This window comes from Rheinheimera texasensis DSM 17496, assembly GCF_000711985.1.
In the GTDB taxonomy this organism is placed as follows: domain Bacteria; phylum Pseudomonadota; class Gammaproteobacteria; order Enterobacterales; family Alteromonadaceae; genus Pararheinheimera; species Pararheinheimera texasensis.
In genome coordinates this window covers 576,694-593,347 of the sequence record NZ_KL544005.1, presented here as the reverse complement: position 1 = coordinate 593,347, position 16,654 = coordinate 576,694, and the positions used below count along the sequence as shown (strand labels likewise).

At 51.6% G+C, this 16,654-nt stretch carries 16 protein-coding genes and 1 riboswitch; of the genes, 2 read left to right on the top strand and 14 right to left on the bottom strand.

Annotation, left to right across the window (positions count from 1 at the left end):
* Positions 1-38: 38 nt before the first annotated feature.
* Complete coding sequence (locus tag Q399_RS0113175) at positions 39-1,724, top strand: thiamine pyrophosphate-dependent enzyme (RefSeq protein WP_031569174.1); 1,686 nt, start codon at positions 39-41, stop codon at positions 1,722-1,724.
* Positions 1,725-1,746: 22 nt separating this feature from the next.
* Here the strand turns inward: Q399_RS0113175 and modC are convergent, their stop codons facing one another.
* The 9 genes from modC to moaA form a co-directional block, all read right to left on the bottom strand.
* Entirely contained in the window at positions 1,747-2,823 is a 1,077-nt protein-coding gene (gene modC, locus Q399_RS0113170; protein ID WP_084164308.1) for a molybdenum ABC transporter ATP-binding protein, read from the bottom strand.
* Positions 2,820-3,521 carry a molybdate ABC transporter permease subunit gene (modB, locus tag Q399_RS0113165; RefSeq protein ID WP_031569170.1) on the bottom strand — a complete coding sequence of 234 codons (702 nt, stop codon included), beginning with the start codon at positions 3,519-3,521 and terminating at the stop codon, positions 2,820-2,822. Before modB ends, modC begins: the two co-directional genes overlap by 4 nt.
* Entirely contained in the window at positions 3,518-4,318 is an 801-nt protein-coding gene (gene modA, locus Q399_RS0113160; RefSeq protein WP_031569168.1) for a molybdate ABC transporter substrate-binding protein, read from the bottom strand. Before modA ends, modB begins: the two co-directional genes overlap by 4 nt.
* Positions 4,318-4,821: a molybdenum cofactor biosynthesis protein MoaE gene (locus Q399_RS0113155; RefSeq protein WP_245612890.1), complete on the bottom strand. Its 504-nt coding sequence runs from the start codon at positions 4,819-4,821 to the stop codon at positions 4,318-4,320. Before Q399_RS0113155 ends, modA begins: the two co-directional genes overlap by 1 nt.
* A complete protein-coding gene (gene moaD, locus Q399_RS0113150; RefSeq protein WP_031569162.1) occupies positions 4,821-5,084 on the bottom strand; it encodes a molybdopterin converting factor subunit 1 in 264 nt (87 codons plus the stop codon). The genes Q399_RS0113155 and moaD overlap by 1 nt, the downstream gene beginning before the upstream one ends.
* A gap of 4 nt (positions 5,085-5,088) precedes the next feature.
* On the bottom strand, positions 5,089-5,574 hold the full coding sequence (gene moaC, locus Q399_RS0113145; RefSeq protein WP_031569159.1) for a cyclic pyranopterin monophosphate synthase MoaC: 486 nt from the start codon (positions 5,572-5,574) through the stop codon (positions 5,089-5,091).
* Positions 5,567-6,121, bottom strand: a complete 555-nt coding sequence (locus Q399_RS0113140) for a molybdenum cofactor synthesis domain-containing protein (RefSeq protein ID WP_051685971.1) — start codon at positions 6,119-6,121, stop codon at positions 5,567-5,569. Before Q399_RS0113140 ends, moaC begins: the two co-directional genes overlap by 8 nt.
* A gap of 1 nt (position 6,122) precedes the next feature.
* The gene (locus tag Q399_RS21610) at positions 6,123-6,743 is read right to left on the bottom strand and encodes a molybdenum cofactor guanylyltransferase (RefSeq protein ID WP_051685970.1); all 621 of its coding nucleotides are present in this window, start codon (positions 6,741-6,743) and stop codon (positions 6,123-6,125) included.
* Positions 6,743-7,714, bottom strand: a complete 972-nt coding sequence (gene moaA / locus Q399_RS0113130; RefSeq protein WP_031569155.1) for a GTP 3',8-cyclase MoaA — start codon at positions 7,712-7,714, stop codon at positions 6,743-6,745. The genes Q399_RS21610 and moaA overlap by 1 nt, the downstream gene beginning before the upstream one ends.
* A riboswitch (molybdenum cofactor riboswitch) is annotated at positions 7,706-7,844 on the bottom strand. Its footprint overlaps the gene before it by 9 nt.
* A gap of 421 nt (positions 7,845-8,265) precedes the next feature.
* Here moaA and Q399_RS0113120 point away from each other — a divergent pair.
* Complete coding sequence (locus Q399_RS0113120) at positions 8,266-10,977, top strand: nitrate reductase (RefSeq protein WP_031569152.1); 2,712 nt, start codon at positions 8,266-8,268, stop codon at positions 10,975-10,977.
* Positions 10,978-11,059: 82 nt separating this feature from the next.
* Here the strand turns inward: Q399_RS0113120 and Q399_RS21605 are convergent, their stop codons facing one another.
* From Q399_RS21605 to ytfE, 5 genes are all read right to left on the bottom strand, one after another.
* Positions 11,060-12,343 (bottom strand): NAD(P)/FAD-dependent oxidoreductase, encoded by a 1,284-nt coding sequence (locus Q399_RS21605; RefSeq protein WP_051685969.1) that lies wholly within the window; start codon positions 12,341-12,343, stop codon positions 11,060-11,062.
* Complete coding sequence (locus Q399_RS0113110; protein ID WP_037046123.1) at positions 12,340-13,194, bottom strand: ABC transporter ATP-binding protein; 855 nt, start codon at positions 13,192-13,194, stop codon at positions 12,340-12,342. The genes Q399_RS21605 and Q399_RS0113110 overlap by 4 nt, the downstream gene beginning before the upstream one ends.
* Positions 13,195-13,236: 42 nt before the next feature.
* Complete coding sequence (locus Q399_RS0113105; protein ID WP_031569147.1) at positions 13,237-14,202, bottom strand: ABC transporter permease; 966 nt, start codon at positions 14,200-14,202, stop codon at positions 13,237-13,239.
* 3 nt (positions 14,203-14,205) lie between these two features.
* The gene (locus Q399_RS0113100) at positions 14,206-15,507 is read right to left on the bottom strand and encodes a CmpA/NrtA family ABC transporter substrate-binding protein (protein WP_031569146.1); all 1,302 of its coding nucleotides are present in this window, start codon (positions 15,505-15,507) and stop codon (positions 14,206-14,208) included.
* Positions 15,508-15,829: 322 nt separating this feature from the next.
* A complete protein-coding gene (ytfE, locus tag Q399_RS0113095; RefSeq protein WP_031569144.1) occupies positions 15,830-16,510 on the bottom strand; it encodes an iron-sulfur cluster repair protein YtfE in 681 nt (226 codons plus the stop codon).
* Between the last annotated feature and the right edge of the window lie 144 nt (positions 16,511-16,654).

Genomic DNA, 16,654 nt, shown 5'->3' with positions numbered 1-16,654 from the left:
CTGCACAATAGCACGCAATTTTATTGCGGAGCGCAACAATGATTCTGGCAGACCTGTTACATCGGCGACTCAGTGACAATGGCATCCACGACCTTTATACCATTCCCGGCGACTTTATTCTGCCGTGGCTGGGGGCGCTGGAGTCGGGGCAACGACAACAAGCAAAGCCACTGCGGCTGATCCAGCTCAGCCATGAGCCCTCTGCAGTCTATGCGGCTGATGCCGCCGCACGCTGGCGCAATGCGCCTTCTGCGGTGATGCTGACCTATGGCGCCGGTGCTCTGAATGCGGTGAATGCGATTGCACAGGCCTACATGGAATATGTGCCACTGCTGGTGTTTGCCGGCTATCCATCGCAGCACGAAGCAGCCTCAGGTTTATTGCTACATCATCAGGTGAGTGATCTTAACGCGCAGCGACGAATTCTAACTGAAGTCACCTGCGGGCAATGCCGGCTCGATGATCCGGCAACGGCGGCTCAGCAGCTAACTGAGATGATTCAACGGGCAATATCTGAAAGTAAACCGGTATTGATAGAATTGCCCCGCGATATGGCGAATGCACAAGTGTTGTGTTCTCCTCTTGCGAAGATGCAGTCTGGCGCGTCGGATGATGTCAATCAAACAGATCTCAGGAATGCACAACGTCAGCTGGAACAGTTTTGTCTGGATTTGCCATGCAAAGTAACAACCCCCTGTTTATTGGTGGGCGTGAAAGCAAAGCGTTTTGGCTTTGACCTTGCAGTCGCTGAATTGGCCCAGCGCTGCGGGATGCCGGCGTTGACGACGTTATTGGGGCGTGGCGTGTTAGATATCAGTGCCGCCAGTTACAAAGGCGTATACAGCGGGGCGAAGGAAGACCCGGCATTACCCTGGCTGCAGCAATCTGACTTTTTAATTTGTGCCGGTGTTATTCGTTCTGACAGTAACTTTGCAGCGCATCCCAGACTTTTGACCGACAGACCTGTGCTGTGGGTGGATGAGCAGCAAACTCAATTGCCTGATGGCCGTGTCATTAAATTACCTGCACTTGAGGTGCTCGCCGCACTGCAACATGCTTTTACTGCTCGGGCTGAGGCAAAACCGCAGGTGCAGATAACCGCAGCCCCCTGTGAAAATGCCTTCAAGTCAGCATCAGATCAAAACGGACAAACAGCGGGTGTCTGGCGTTCTGATACCCTGGTGAATCGCCTGCATCAGTTGTTAAGTCAACAATCGCAAACCTATCCTTTTGTTGTTGATATCGGTGACTGTTTGTTTGCCGCTTTATCCGCGAATCCTGCCACACTCATCGCGCCAGCGTTTTACGCATCGATGGGTTTTGCCGTGCCTGCTGCGCTTGGTTTACAGTTAAGTTCCGGTTTACGTCCGATAGTGTTGGTTGGTGATGGGGCATTTCAAATGACCGGGCTGGAGCTGGGCCATTGCCAGCGATATGGGCTGAATCCGATCGTCATAGTACTGAACAATCAAAGCTGGGGCATGATTAAAGCTTTTGCGCCCGAGCTGACAGCTGCCGGGTTAGCCGGCTGGCAATATGCCGCGCTTGGCAGAGCTATGGGCTGCGGAGCCAGTCAAATCTGGAACCTGCACCAGTTTGATGGCGCCCTGGCGGACGCCCTTGCGGACACACGCAGGCCGCGGTTGATTGAAGTGATGTTGCCACAGCACGGCTATAGTGAAACCCTGGCGAGTTTTCAACGTGGTCTGTGTAGCAGTGCATAACCAGATTGCCTGATGACTGAGCTCAACGGATAGCAATAGCTTTGACCAGCGCAATCACGGGCTTGCCTATTGTGAGGTTGAGCTGGGCGGCTGCATAGGGTGTAATTTCAGCCTGTAACAGCTGTCCATCAGCCAATTGCAGTTGGATCAGGAATTGCTGACGGTAGGGCGTTATGTTGGTGATATGGGCTGGTAACTGATTTTGGATCGACAGATCTGCGATCGGAGACAGGGCCAGACTCACGTCTTTGGCCCGAATACTGAGTCTGACTTGACCTTGTGATATTGGGACAGGCTCAGTCAAATCACCCAGCCAAAGGCAACAAGCGTTGCTGAGGACTGGAACCCGCCCCCAACTGTCTTTTTCAGCCGGCACTCCGAAAAACAAAGAGACGATGTCGGAGCCATCAAACAAAGGATTATTTGGGTTTGCCAATGCAGTAGTGAGACTGGATTGTTCTGTGATTTGACCGCCATCCATCAGCACCAGCTGGTCTGCAAGTTTTTCAACCTCCCGGCTGTCATGCGAGACAAAAAACAGCGGAATACCGGTTTCATCAACCAGGGTCCGGATGTATGGCAGTATCGCCGTTTTACTCAGGCTATCTAAGGCCGCAAAGGGCTCATCTAACAGCAATAATTGGGGATTCGCTAATAAGGCCCTGCCAAGAGCCAAGCGTTGTTGTTGCCCACCGGACAGGCTGGTTAACGGTTGCCTCAGCAATGATTCCAGCTCAAGCATCCTGATAACGTCCGCAGGCATTAACCGGCGGAGTTCGGGTTGCACCCGGTGAAATCCATACAATAAATTCTGCTCTGCGGATAAATGGGGTAATAATCCGCTTTGCTGAAAGACCAGACCAATGCGGCGTCTATGCAACGGGACAAAATTCTGCTGGCGTTGCCAGGGTTGGTCGGCAAAAATGACCGTTGCATCACGGACCATCTCGAGACCAGCTATCAGTCGCAGTAAACTGCTTTTGCCACAGCCTGATCTGCCGAACAATGCGGTAATGCCGCTGGCAGGCAAAATGGTATCGATGTTCAGACTGAAGTGATGTCTTTGCCAATGCGCTTTTATCCGTAATGCCGTCATCATAGACTCCCGGTTTTGCGACGAGCACCGTAAACCACAAAAAGCACGACAAACGAAAACAGCAACAACAACAATGAAAGCTGCTGTGCCGCCGCATAGTTCATGGCCTCTGCATGATCATAGATGGCGATAGACAACACTTTGGTCTGGCCCGGAATACTGCCACCTAACATCAGAATCACACCAAATTCGCCAAGGGTGTGGGCAAAACTCAGCGTCGCCGCGACGACAAATCCGCCACGGCACAAAGGCAGGATCACAGTAAAAAACTGATCTATTGGGCCAGCGCCCAGGCTTGCCGCGATCTCAACCGGCTGGCGGCCCAGCTGCTCAAATGCCTGTTGCAAAGGCTGCACGGCAAATGGTAACGAATAAAGCACCGACGCCAGCAAAATACCCGGAAAGGAAAATGCCAGATGCGGCAACCCCAGTTGTTGCAGTGTGCTGCCGACAACGCCTTGCGGACCAAGTAACAACAGCAAATAAAACCCAAGCACTGTGGGGGGGAGGACTAAAGGCAGAGCAACAACTGTTTGCACCAAAGTCCGCAACCAATAACTAAAAGCGGATAAGCCACGTCGCTCGCCAGCCAGCCACCAGGCTAATGGTGTCGTAATCACTAACAGCAGCAGCATTGTGTAAAAAGCAAGTGTCAGGGTCAGCTGAATTGCTTGCCAGTCTGCGGCACTGAGTGCTGTCATTCAGCCACCTGATGTGTTGGCCCAGGCAATTCAAATCCATATTGTGCCAGAACCTGCCTGGTCTTGCCTGAAGCCATATGCCGGACCAAAAGCTGTGCCGGTAGTTTTTCCGCACCTCGTTTGGTTAAGGCGTAACTTTGCAGCAGCGGTTGATGGGTTGATACATCGAGCAACTGATAATGCGCCGCTGTATCTGAAGTTAACCGCCGATTTTTCACCAATGACAGCGCGATGATCGCCACGTCTGCAGCGCCACTTTGTGCCAGCTGGGCCGTTTGCGCGATGTTTTCGCCATAAACCAGCTTGTGTTCCAGTTGTGACCACACTCCGGCAGACACCAGGCTTTGGCGGGCTCTCTCGCCATATGGCGCATGAAGAGGCTGCGCAATGGCGATTTTAAGATACTTATCCGCGGTAAGCTCTGTCAGCGCGACGCCGCGCATATCATGCTTTGGGCTCCAGAGCACCAAACGACCGTGTGCGTAGACGGTTCCAGCGTCAGTGGTGAAATTTCCGCGAAAAAGCTCTTGAGTGAAATGCCGATCAGCTGAGAAAAACACATCAAATGGTGCGCCCTGGCGGATCTGATTGCTGATTTTTCCCGACGAGCCGTAAATCACCTGAACCGATAGGCCTGTGAGGTCCTGCGCATATTCAGCTTTAAAATCACGCAGAATATCTTCCAGAGCAAAACGTAGATCTGACGCTGCGGCGATAGTGAGTTTGTCTTGTGCAGCAACGTTGCTCCAGATAGCACTGAATATCAGGACAAATACCAGACGCAGCAAGAGGTTCATCACTTTGGTTGTTCCCAGCGTTGCAGAGCGTTTTTATCCGCTGCTTTTGCTTCCACCCACTCGGCGGACTGACGAAAATGTGCTTTTTTCCACAGTGGTACTTCATTTTTAAGATAGTCCATCAGCATCTCGCAGGCCGCGAAGGCATCGCGCCGGTGTGGTGCTGCAATACCAACCAGCACTATCTGCTCACCAACAGGCAATACGCCAACCCGGTGAATGATACTGACTGCCCGTAGGTCAAAGCGTCGTGCCGCTTGCTCTGCAATCGTTGATATGCTGCGCTCGGTCATCCCGGGGTAATGTTCCAGTTCCAGGGCTTGTAGCTGGTCAATATTGTTTGGGTCGATACTGTTTGAGCTGACACTGTCGGGTCGAAACTGGTCCCGGACAAGGCCGGAAAACAACACTACAGCACCACAATCCTGCCGAACCAGTGTCTGATATTCTGCAGCGAGCGAAAAATCCTCAACTTGGATCCGGCAGTTAATCCACGTCATCATCAGCCCCCGGTCACAGGTGGAAATAGGGCGATGGTGTCGCCAGGCTGAACCATACTGTGCTGATCAGCAAGTTGTTCATTGATGGCAACCAGCAGTTCGCGCTCGGCCAGGGCCGCGGCGAATCTATCAGACTGTCCTGCAATCATCATGAGCAAATTTTGCACTGTAACCGGTTTAGTCAGTGTCAGCTTAAGGCTGCCAATTTTCATTGCTTCCCGTAGCGATGCAAAAAATAACACTTGTGTGACCAGAGTTTGAACCATGCTGCTATCTCCCGTTTGATTCAGCTCGTATCCAGTGGCCTGACTTGCCGCCCAGTTTTTCCACCAGGTGGATTTTGTTGATTTCAATTGCCGGGTCTGCAGCTTTAGCCATGTCGTGTAACGTGAGGGCAGCGACACTCACCGCTGTTAAAGCCTCCATTTCTACACCGGTACTGCCTTCAACCTTACACAATGCGCGGATCAATACTTTGCCAAGATCAGCATCCAATTCAAACTGGATATCGATTTTGCAGAGCAATAATGGGTGACATAAAGGGATGAGATCTGCAGTTTTTTTAGCCGCCATAATGCCAGCGATGCGGGCGCAAGCCAGTGCGTCACCTTTAGGTAATTGCGTTAAGGTCGCAATGATAGAAGGTAACATCGTGACCTCTGCCTGGGCGATGGCTGTGCGACTTGTGGCTAGCTTTCCGGCTATATCCACCATTTGCGCCTCACCTTGTGCATTCAAATGGGTCAAATCAGTCATATTTTGTTCCTGTTACAGCTGAAGCACTACAAGCACTGCCACGGCGAAGCAAACTGGTAAAATTACAAGGCTTGGTGTGCGCAATAAGCTGAGGCCAGATAATCTGGTCAGCCGCCAGTTGAGCCGCATCGACACTGCCTGGCATCGCAAAAATCAGCTTCTGATTAGCGATACCTGCAATAGCACCTGATTGCAGTGCGGCACTGCCAATTTTTTGATAGGACAGGGTACGGAACAGCTCGCCGAAACCAGGGATCTCGCGGTCGAATAATGGCGCGATAGCCTCAACCGTGCAATTTTTTGCATGAAAACCAGTACCGCCACAGAGCAAAATGACCTGAGTTTGTACGTCCGCAATTAATGCACTGACGGCAGCGCGGATTTGGTAGATATTCTCCTCGGCAATACATCGCTGGTTCAGTTGATGACCTTGCTGCTGTAACGCGTTAACAAGCCATATTCCGGTATCGTCCGTGTCGACAGTGTGACGATTTGATACGGTTAAAACAGATAATTGCAAAGGCAATTCGCCTGGAAACGAGGTCATATTAAGCTCCTGATGCTTGACTGCACCTTCTTTCAGTTGTCGGCTGGGCCGCATGACCACCCAGCAGTTGCGCCTGAATATTGGCAAAACTAATTGGGTCATTGCAGTTTTGAAATGACATAGGCAAGAGCAGGGGAAGTTGACGTAGGCCTAGTCTGGTCCACGCTTGATGTAGCGAGCGTTTTGCCGTCGGGTCTGATAATGCAGCAGCCAGAGATTGTTGTAACTCATAGGTATTCTCCAGCAACACTGGTAATGGAAAGCCTTCGATAAAACTCCCTCTTGGATATACAAGTGAATCCAATAAAAGTGGGTCCAGCGCCTGTGGCGTCAATAGCGGCATATCGACGGGCAACACCAATAGCCAACCAGTATGACAGTGAGGAATTGCTGCGGCGATACCAGCCATCGGGCCTGCGTCACTGACCAGGTCTTGAATGAATCCAGCTTCGTTGCGACTGACCAGCACTTGTTGAGCTCCCAACGCTTTGCCCAGTCTCTTTGTCCGTTCTAACAGCGTTTCGCCATCAAGCTCCAACAGCGCTTTGTCTCGTCCCATCCGACTCGATTTGCCACCGCATAGCACCAGTACTGAAAAGACAGGCTTATTATGAGGCATCATCAACCTCCAATCATTGCCAGTTGCCGGGTCAAGCCAGTCTGAGCTTTCGCTAGTTGATGACTAAATGGTTTGAATTTCAGTTGTGCTTGCAGGAATTCAACAATGGCAGCTGGATCCTCCTGGTTTAGCAAATGACGTAAATTTTGATGCTCTTCGGCGAATAAACATAAAAACAACTGGCCTGTGCTGGAGACACGCAGTCGGTTGCAGTCGTCGCAGAAGTGATCGCTGTAAGGCATAATGAGACCGATAGTTCCCAGATAGTCGGGGTGGGCGTATTCCAGCGCAGGGCCTGCGTTTGCAAGCCGAGGTATTAGCTGCCAGCCGGCTGCAACGAGTTGGCTGATGATACTTTGACCACTCAGATGTTGCGCTTTAAAAAAGGGACCGTTATCACCAGTTTGCATCAGTTCAATAAAACGCAGACTGATCGGTTTATCGCGGACAAATTCAAGAAAGCTACTTAACGAGCGGCCATTATACTGACGCAATAGTACGGTATTGATTTTGACCTTTTGCAAGCCGAGTGCGAGTGCGCGGTCAATGCCTGCCAGAATGTCCGGCAGCCGATCTTGCCCGGTTACCAAATGAAAAGTGTCCGCATCGAGACTGTCGATACTGACATTCAGCGCTGTCAAACCAGCATCCAGCCAATGATGGATGTCCTTATTGAGTCTATAGCCATTGGTTGTCAGAGCGACTTGGGTGATGCCGTTAGTAGCACGTACTGTTTCAATAATACTGCAGAGATCGCGGCGTAAGGTTGGCTCTCCGCCAGTCAGCCGGACTTTGCTGGTCCCGGCATGGGCAAAACCATTTACCAAATGCTTAATTTCAGCAACCGAAAGTTCAGCCGCTTTGTTGTCACATGCGCTGCCATTGGGCAGACAATAGTTGCAACGAAAATTGCAGCTTTCAGTCAGCGATAAACGTAAATAACTGAACCGGCGTTCAAATGAGTCTTGCAGCATAAATCGACACCTTTCCAAGTGGGGGAGGTCAGACCGTTTCCAGTCTGGCCCGGTGGCATGATTGCCACGGCCGCTCTGGCATATCAGGTAATTCTGAGTTAGCACAGCAGGGCTCGGCGTTGTTCGTATTGTAAAAGTCTGGAGCTCCAGCCGTTATTGCCTTCTCTGGGCAGTTTTATTACCTATTTGTGGGTACAGCGTGGCTGAAAAACAAAAAGGCCAACCACCGATGTTCCGGCAGTTGGCCTCATTGCCAATCAGAATGACTGTTTTCTCTTGGCTTTCAATTTTAATGCCGTAGATTAAGTTAATGAAAAATATAGAAATATCTGGTTCTGTTTTCGGCTCCGTGCGCCAGATGTACAAAAATGGGGCAACGCTGCACCAGCCTGAACCACGTGCTCAGCAAAGCTCTCGATCACTTCTATACAAATCAATCACTTAACAACTGGCATCAGAAATGCTGCGAAGAGGGACATTCATATTCTGGTAAAGGCGCCTGTGCCGACATAATTGTCGGTCGCGGCGCCTTTTTTGTTTTGGAGCAGCCCATGCAGTATCAGTCGCCTGAAAATACCCACAGCACCTGTCCATATTGTGGCGTCGGCTGCGGGATCATCAATAGGAAGGGGACCGCAACTATTGCCGGCGATGTTGTTCATCCGGCTAATTTCGGCAGGTTGTGTGTCAAAGGCGCTGCACTGGCTGAAACCCTGCATCCAACAGGGAGATTATTGCAGCCGATGGTAGACGGAATGCCGGCTGACTGGCCGTTGGCGCTGGCAGCAGCAGCGAGCCGGCTGCAAAAAATTATTACTGAGCATGGTCCGGGTAGTGTGGCGATGTATTTAAGTGGTCAGCTACTCACCGAAGATTATTATGTCGCAAATAAGTTGCTGAAGGGCTTTATCGGTAGTAGCCATTTGGATACTAACTCCCGATTGTGTATGGCTTCTACCGTGGCGGGACACAAAAGAGCCTTTGGCGAAGATGTTGTGCCTGGCTGTTATGAGGACCTGGAGCTGGCCGACCTGACCGTGCTGGTTGGCAGCAACCTGGCTTGGGCACATCCGGTGCTTTTTCAGCGTCTGCTGGCAGCAAAAGCTGCAAGCCCGGATAAAAAAATCGTGGTGATTGATCCACGGCGCACGGCGACCGCTGAATCTGCTGATTTATTTTTGCCAATAAGGCCGGGCACAGATGTCGCCTTGTTTAGTGGTCTGCTGGCCTATCTCGCCCGGCAAGATCAGCTCGATGCTGATTTTACCCGGCAGCATTGTACTGGCCTGGCGCAAACGCTGGAGGCAGCTCAGTGTTGGCAGGACATCGCGCAACTGGCTGACTATTGTGATGTGCCAGTATCCGATTTAACGACGTTTTTTCAGTGGTTTGGCGCAACAGCCCGCACCGTGACTGTATTTTCGCAAGGGGTCAATCAGGCCACCAATGGTACTGACAAAGTCAACGCCATCATCAACGTTCATCTAGCCACGGGCCGTATCGGCAAACCCGGCGCCTGTCCGCTGTCGGTGACGGGCCAGCCCAATGCAATGGGGGGCCGGGAAGTGGGCGCACTGGCCAATCAACTGGCCGGTCATTTGCGTTTTCCATCTGAGCTAGCCGGCATTACCCACACCCCGGATGCCGAGTGGCAAGCACTGCAACAGTTTTGGCGTGCGCCAGCTTTGGTGCAACAAGGCGGTTATACCGCTGTCGATTTGTTTGCGGCTATTGGCCGCGGTGAAATTAAAGCGGTATGGATCATGGCTACCAATCCGGTGGTCAGCATGCCGCAGGCTGATTTGGTGAAGCAGGCGTTGCAGCGCTGCGAGCTGGTTTTGGTCTCCGATATTTATCAGGACACGGATACGGTCGCCCTGGCTGATATTGTATTTCCGGCGCTGGGCTTTGCTGAAAAAGATGGCACGGTAACCAATTCCGAGCGGCGCATCTCACGCCAGCGCGCTTTTTTGCCAGCCCCCGGAGAGGCACGAGCGGACTGGCAGATTGTTTGTGATGTCGCCAAAGCGCTGGGATTTGACCATGGTTTTAACTACCAGAAGCCGGCACAAATTTTCCGCGAACATGCGGCCTTAACCACTTTATGCAACAACGGCCGGCGTGCGCTGGATTTAAATGCGTGCCGTACCATGTCTGACGCAGCTTATGATGCCTGGCAACCACAACAATGGCCATTGCCGCAGGTAGGCTGTGACAGTGCCCGCTTGTTTGCCGATGGTCAGTTTTATACGACAGATCGTAAAGCAAAGCTGGTGCCGTTATCGGGGCAGGAGGTTTTGCCAGGCCAAGGCGGCGACTTTGTGCTCAATAGCGGCCGGATCCGCGATCAATGGCATACCATGACCCGGACCGGGCGGGTTGCTGCGTTGATGCAACATCAAAGTGAGCCCTTTATTGCCATTCATCCCCATGACGCCCGGCACCATCAGCTCAAAAACGGTGATTTGGTAGAGTTGTCGAACGTATTGGGCATTTTTCGTGGCCGTGCCCAGTTGACCGATGCTCAGCGTTGCGGCGAATTGTTTGTCCCGATGCACTGGAGTGGTCAGTTTGGATTTTTGTCGCGTTGTGACGTGCTCTACGATGACTGCCGGGACCCAATCTCCCGCCAGCCGGCCTTTAAACAAGGCAAGGTGCAGCTGAAAAAGCTGGTTGTCAGTGCCGAGCTGGTGATGTTTAGCCGACAGACTGACTTACTGCCTCAGCTGCAGGGGCTTTGCAATTATGTCGTGACTGTGCCCCATGCCAATATGACTGAATACAGAATGGCCCTGACAGTGCCGGTTACTGCCCTGGGGCAACTCATCAGTTTAATCAGTCACCAGTTAATTTCTGCTATTCAACAGCCTGCAACAGGCGCACAACCAGAACAAATCCAGGCACAGGCACCGCAGCATTGGCGCCAGGCTTATGTGCAGGACGATCAGTTACAAGCCTTGCTCTATGCCGGCCCGACATTGCCAGCGCTGGATCGCGCCTGGCTTGACCAATGTTTTGCCAAGCGGCTCACTGCAACCACCAGGCGTCAGTTATTACGCGGTGCGCCGCTGGAAGCCGGGGATTGTTCAGCGCTGGTCTGTAGTTGTTTTCAGGTCAGGCAGCAGAGTATCCAACAGGCAATCAAAAGCGGTGCGAGCTGCACGCGGCGTCTCGGCGAGCAGCTTCAATGCGGCACCGGCTGTGGCTCTTGTTTACCTGAAATCAGGCAATTATTACAGCATACGCCAATGCTGAAAATCTGAAGCGTGAATAGCGAAAGCGAAGCAAGCATGCAACAAAAGTGCAGCAGGAGACAGAATGGGCTGACAGAACGTTGGATTCGAATCAAGCAACCTGAAACAACCACGTATTCAGCCAGTCCTCTGGTTCAGCTGCAGGGCCTGTAGTCTGCGGTACGTTCATCAGTTGTTGATAGTGCTGAATGAGGCTGATATCCCCACATAAAACTGCGCCTTGCAACTGGCCATTGAGCAGCCAAATTCGCCGATAATCACCTTGTTGCTGGTCTTGATATACCAAACTGGTTAATGCGGGATTAGTATTTTTAAGCAGTGCACCAATGTCACCGACAGTGCTAATCGCAAGACCACTGATTTTTAGATTTGTTGCGCTGGTTTTGGCTTGATACCGCGCATGATTCTGGTCGGATAGAACTGGTCGTGTCAGCACTTGTGCCAGCACAACCGCCTGCTGGTACACCGGCGCGACTAAGCCTACCGTTTCGCCGTTACACTCTGCGCATTCTCCGATGGCAAAGATATCAGGGTCACTGCTTTGCATCTGGTGGTTTACCAGAATGCCCCGGTTGGTGTTGATGCCGGCCAGCTTCGCCAGTTCACAACGTGGTTGTACGCCAAGCGCTGCGATGAGCAAATCAGCGGTTACAGCGCGCACTCCGGCAGGCCCGGATACAGCTAACTGCAGTTTATCCGGACTTGCTTTGGCCCCGTTAATCTCGGTTTGCAGTAAGACCTCAATACCCCGCAGTTCTAAGGACGCTTGTAACAACAGTGAGGCGGTTTCATCCAAAAGCCGGTTCATTAAATACGGACCGCGGTGACAAACAGACACCCGATAATGCGCACTGAGTGCTGCGGCAGTTTCCAGTGCAATAAAGCCACCGCCCTGAATAACGATATGGCTGCCAGCTGGGAATTCGCTGATCTTTGCCACATCGCCAGTGTGTCGCAGTGCCAACATGCGTCCGTACATTCCGCTGCCTGCGATGTCTTGCTCCTTGCAAAAATCTGGAAACACAGGAGCAGAGCCGGTGGCAAACACCAATTGCCGGTACACAAAACATTTGCCTGACTTCGTGTGCAACTGTTGCGTCTGTCGACTAATGCTAACAACCTTTTCATCTGACAACACAGTGACTATGTTTTGACCAAAGTTAAGCGCAGGCAGAGATATATCGGTACTGCAATCTTCGATTAGCTGTGGCAGCAATACCCGGTTATAAGCCGGTAATGACTCTTCCCCCAGCACCAGAATACGTTTGGACGCCTGTGACAGCTGCCCAAGCTCTTGTAACAGCCGGTGGCTAGCCATACCAAAGCCAATAATGACCAGGTCATAGGCACTTGAATTGTGGCTGTGCGCCGTCATGCACGCACCTCATCTTTGACGAGTCGTTTGTCCTGGCTGGCTTTTGCTGAAGCAACGGGTAGTGGCTCCACTTTGCGTTGCTTTTCATACAGGAAACTTAACACTTGGTGCCGGTAGTGGTTGTATTTCGGGCAATCTGCTAAGGCCAGCCGGTCACGTGGGCGCGGCAAATCAATCTGCAGCACTTCGCCAACCGTTGCCGCCGGGCCATTGGTCATCATTACGATACGGTCTGACAGCAGCACGGCTTCATCGACATCGTGGGTAATTAAAATGACAGTGTTGCCGAGTTCAGCCTGAATTTGTTGTACGCTGTCTTGCAGGTGGGCGCGGGTCAGTGCGTCCAGCGCGCCAAAAGGTTCATCCATCAGCAGGACTTGCGGTTGCATCGCCAAAGCGCGGGCGATGCCAACCCGTTGCTTCATGCCACCGGAAATTTCCGCCGGCTTTTTATCGCGGGCGTGGCTCATCTGCACCAGTGCCAGATTGTGCTCAATCCAGTCCTGCATTTGACTTTTGGTCATTTTGCCGGCAAACACCTGACGCACTGCCAAAGCGACATTCTCATAGACTGACAGCCAGGGTAATAACGAATGGTGCTGGAACACCACAGCGCGTTCCGGCCCCGGTTCGTTGACTTCTTTGTGATTTAAAATCACGCCACCCTCGGTTGCTTTTAACAAACCCGCAATGATATTGAGCACAGTCGATTTGCCGCAGCCGGAGTGGCCAATCAGGCTAATTATTTCGCCTTTGGCGATGCTCAGATTTACATTCTGTAGCGCGACAAAAGGGCCTTTTGGCGTTGGAAAACTAATGCCAACCTGACTGAGTTCCAGATGTTTTTGCATGACAATTCCTCTTTTAAACCTTGGCCACTGCGCACTGACGGATCAGCGCAGCTGCACACTTTTATCCCAGCTGACTGCTTTTTGCAGGCTGAGCATCAGCCTGTCCAGCAGTAAACCAATCAAACCAATCACTGCGACAGCGACACAAATGCGCGCAAGCGAGTCACTGGAACCGTTTTGGAATTCATCCCAAACGAATTTGCCGAGGCCTGGGTTCTGCGCCAGCATCTCTGCCGCAATCAGCACCATCCAGGCGATGCCCAGCGACAGGCGTAAACCGGTAAAAATCATCGGTACAGCAGAGGGCAACACAATTGCGCGCACATGGCGAAACCAGTTGAGCCGCAACACTTTGCTGACGTTTTGTAAATCTGCCGGAACCTGCGATACACCCACAATGGTGTTGATGAGTGTGGGCCATAACGAACAGAGCGCTACCGTTAGGGCCGACACGAGATAGGAACGGCTCAGTAACCCGTCTGCCGGATAACTGGCGCTGACCACAATAGTAATGAGGGGCAACCAGGCCAGCGGTGATATTGGTTTCAGCAACTGGATGAGCGGGTTGGCAGCACTGTAGCTGAGCGGACTTAAACCAATCAGCACACCTGCCGGAATTGCAAACAGACTGGCGAGCAAAAACCCGCTCAACACCGTTTGTAGGCTGGTCTGAATTTGACTGAAAAAGGTGGGGCGACCACTATAAGGCCGACTCACCGCCTCTGGGTTTTTCTCCAGACGCTCCTGCTGGCGCTGATAAAACAGCTCCTCCCGGCTTTTTTCTGTTTGATGCTCAGCCACCAATGCTTTGAACTGAATGGCGACTGCAGTGGGCCCAGGAAACTGCCCCAATGATGTCTGCAAATTTTCCGCTAAAGCCGCCCAGCACAAGACAAAGATGGCAAGGCCGGCCAGTGTCAGGCTGCCCTGACGTAAGAGTTCCCGTAGTTTTGGCTGCCAGCTGGCAATAGCGCTGGATGGCATTGGGTTTTTCAATTGAATAATCATCTGTTAGTCCTTGTAACCAATATCAAATTGCTGCAGGTACTGATTCGGTCTATTGGCATCAAAGGCTTTGTTGTCGGCAAATTTGTAGCGCTCCGGCGCTTTAATCCCTGTCTCCTTGGTAAAGTCAGGGAAATCCGAGGTGTTGAATTTGCCTTCAGTGATCAACGTTTTTGCAGCTTGTTGGTACAAAGCGGTGTCAAAAGCGGCTTTTGCGGTGGCCTGATACCAGCTGTCCGCCTTGGCTTCGCTCAGCTGGCCCCAGCGGCGCATTTGCGTCAGATACCATATCGCATCGGAATAGAAGGGATAGGTGGCGTGGTAACGAAAAAACACATTAAAATCAGGTGCTTTACGGATATCGCCTGGTGCGAATTCAAATTCGCCGGTCATGCTACGTTTGATGATGGCGGCATCCGCACCGACATAGTGCGCGGCGGAGATTATCTGTGCAGCCTCAGAACGGTTTCTATTGTCCTGTTCATCCAGCCAGGCGCCTGCGCGGATTAAGGCTTTGACTAACTTCAGATGCGTGACCGGGTGCTTTGCGGCCCAACGGCTGTTAACGCCAAGCACCTTTTCCGCCATAAAGCCGCGAATATCACTATTGCTAATCACCGGGACGCCGAGTTTGCGGGCCGCCGCTTGTTGATTCCAGGGTTCACCGACACAAAACCCTGCGACCGTTCCTGATTCGAGCGCTGCCGGCATTTGCGGCGGCGGCACTACTGAGATCAATACATCAGCATCCAGTTGGCCAGAATTATCGCCGGTTTTAGGCGCATAAAATCCGGGATGCAAACCACCGGCTGCCAGCCAGTAACGCAGCTCATAATTGTGGCTTGAGACCGGAAACACCATGCCGAATTTAAGCTGGGTTGGAATACTTTGCAGCGCTTTGGCATCCAGCGGGATTTGTGGTTTTGCTTTGGCAGAAAGTTGTTGCCAGATTTGTGTGCTGAGCGTACAGGCATTGCCGTGCAGATCCAGCACCAGTGCTGTTTGCAATTTTTCTGTGCCAGTCATACCTGCCTGACTGGCCAGCACCTGGCCGGCCAGCATGTGGGCCGCATCTAACTGACCATCCAGTACCCGGTCTTGCAATACTTTCCAGTTTGGTTGTGCTTCCAGTTGGACGGACAATCCTTCATCGTCGAAAAAACCGTGTTCTAGAGCCACCGCCAGTGGTGCCATATCGGTGAGTTTGACAAATCCCAGTTTAAGCTGCTGTTTTTCAGCTTCCGCACTGATGCCGGACAGGGGCAAAGTCAACAAGATGCCGCTTATCCACAGAGTCGTTTTTTTCATTATTTGTTTCAAATCATGCCTCCGGTTTTTGTCAGAAGAATTCACAGGCAAAAAAAAACGCCGATGGCTGCCGTCGTGCGGGCCTATCAGCGTCTTTGCTGTGAACTCTTTTATACGCCAGAACTTTGCTGGCTGTTTATCTATTCAGTTTTTATGCCAGTAAGGTAATGATGAATTAAATATATGAATAATTAGGAAATTTTAATTCTCAGGTATGAGGGAGGGCATAAGAAAAAGCGGTTTTTTGTACAATCTTGGTGCGGGAACGCACCAAGATTGTTGTAAAGGCATGAGTTCGATGCCATCAGATTAACGCAGTAACTTATTGGCAGGAACCACAGCAACTGCCTTTTTGGGTCGCCGGCTCAACAAACAGAATTTCATTTTCAAGCAGGATATGTTCCATTAAATCTTCTTTGAGCTCATTCAGACCCAGATACAAAGCGGTCCAAGTATTACAGGCACCATCCGGCAACTGCAGCTCATGTGCAAGTCTCAACATATCGCCCAGTGCGTCACCATGTTGTAAATGCTCATGCTGCATCACATGGATGGGGCCAGCCGGATAAAATCCGTTGCACAACATGGGAAACAGAATTTGTTCTTCTTTCAGCATATGGCTTTCCAGCTCTTGCTGCATATGACTTAAATGTTCCGCAAGGCCGGTAGGACATTCTGCATGGTCGCCATGAACGGTCTCGACCCGGCGGGCAAGCCGGATTAATTCGGGTAATTGCTCGCGGTGCTTTGCATGGAAGCGTTGTAAAATATGATGTACCAGCTCTGCTGGTTTCGCAGCACGCCAGTCCCGGCTGGTGATTTGTTGTTGGAGTTCACTGAGTTTGGCGATGATTTCTGTAGCATCCAAACCCCGTTCCGCAGCTACTTCTGCCAGGGTTCTGGACCCGCCACAACAAAAGTCGAGTTTGTATTGATGAAAAACGCCGGTGGCCCCCGGGATACTGGTCGCCAACTGGCCAAGACTTTGATTTGCATGGATCATGACATTACTCCGCAACTAATTGAAAAAGCGTGGCCGGTTTCATTTTACAAAAGCACAGCCGGACGCTTTATGTAGTCAAAATCTGGGCCAGAACTACCACCTTTGATTTATATGGAGTTTTGTTTATGTCGGGTAAAATCAACC

Excerpts from the sequence above, each read along its gene's own strand:
- ytfE (WP_031569144.1), bottom strand. The coding sequence starts at position 16,510 with ATGATCCATGCAAATCAAAGTCTTGGCCAGTTGGCGACCAGTATCCCG.
- Q399_RS0113105 (WP_031569147.1), bottom strand. The coding sequence starts at position 14,202 with ATGATTATTCAATTGAAAAACCCAATGCCATCCAGCGCTATTGCCAGC.
- Q399_RS0113100 (WP_031569146.1), bottom strand. The coding sequence starts at position 15,507 with ATGAAAAAAACGACTCTGTGGATAAGCGGCATCTTGTTGACTTTGCCC.
- Q399_RS0113155 (WP_245612890.1), bottom strand. The coding sequence starts at position 4,821 with ATGATGACGTGGATTAACTGCCGGATCCAAGTTGAGGATTTTTCGCTC.
- Q399_RS21610 (WP_051685970.1), bottom strand. The coding sequence starts at position 6,743 with ATGATGCCTCATAATAAGCCTGTCTTTTCAGTACTGGTGCTATGCGGT.
- moaD (WP_031569162.1), bottom strand. The coding sequence starts at position 5,084 with ATGGTTCAAACTCTGGTCACACAAGTGTTATTTTTTGCATCGCTACGG.
- modC (WP_084164308.1), bottom strand. The coding sequence starts at position 2,823 with ATGATGACGGCATTACGGATAAAAGCGCATTGGCAAAGACATCACTTC.
- moaA (WP_031569155.1), bottom strand. The coding sequence starts at position 7,714 with ATGCTGCAAGACTCATTTGAACGCCGGTTCAGTTATTTACGTTTATCG.
- Q399_RS21605 (WP_051685969.1), bottom strand. The coding sequence starts at position 12,343 with ATGACGGCGCACAGCCACAATTCAAGTGCCTATGACCTGGTCATTATT.
- Q399_RS0113110 (WP_037046123.1), bottom strand. The coding sequence starts at position 13,194 with ATGCAAAAACATCTGGAACTCAGTCAGGTTGGCATTAGTTTTCCAACG.
- moaC (WP_031569159.1), bottom strand. The coding sequence starts at position 5,574 with ATGACTGATTTGACCCATTTGAATGCACAAGGTGAGGCGCAAATGGTG.
- Q399_RS0113175 (WP_031569174.1), top strand. The coding sequence starts at position 39 with ATGATTCTGGCAGACCTGTTACATCGGCGACTCAGTGACAATGGCATC.
- modA (WP_031569168.1), bottom strand. The coding sequence starts at position 4,318 with ATGAACCTCTTGCTGCGTCTGGTATTTGTCCTGATATTCAGTGCTATC.
- modB (WP_031569170.1), bottom strand. The coding sequence starts at position 3,521 with ATGACAGCACTCAGTGCCGCAGACTGGCAAGCAATTCAGCTGACCCTG.
- Q399_RS0113120 (WP_031569152.1), top strand. The coding sequence starts at position 8,266 with ATGCAGTATCAGTCGCCTGAAAATACCCACAGCACCTGTCCATATTGT.
- Q399_RS0113140 (WP_051685971.1), bottom strand. The coding sequence starts at position 6,121 with ATGACCTCGTTTCCAGGCGAATTGCCTTTGCAATTATCTGTTTTAACC.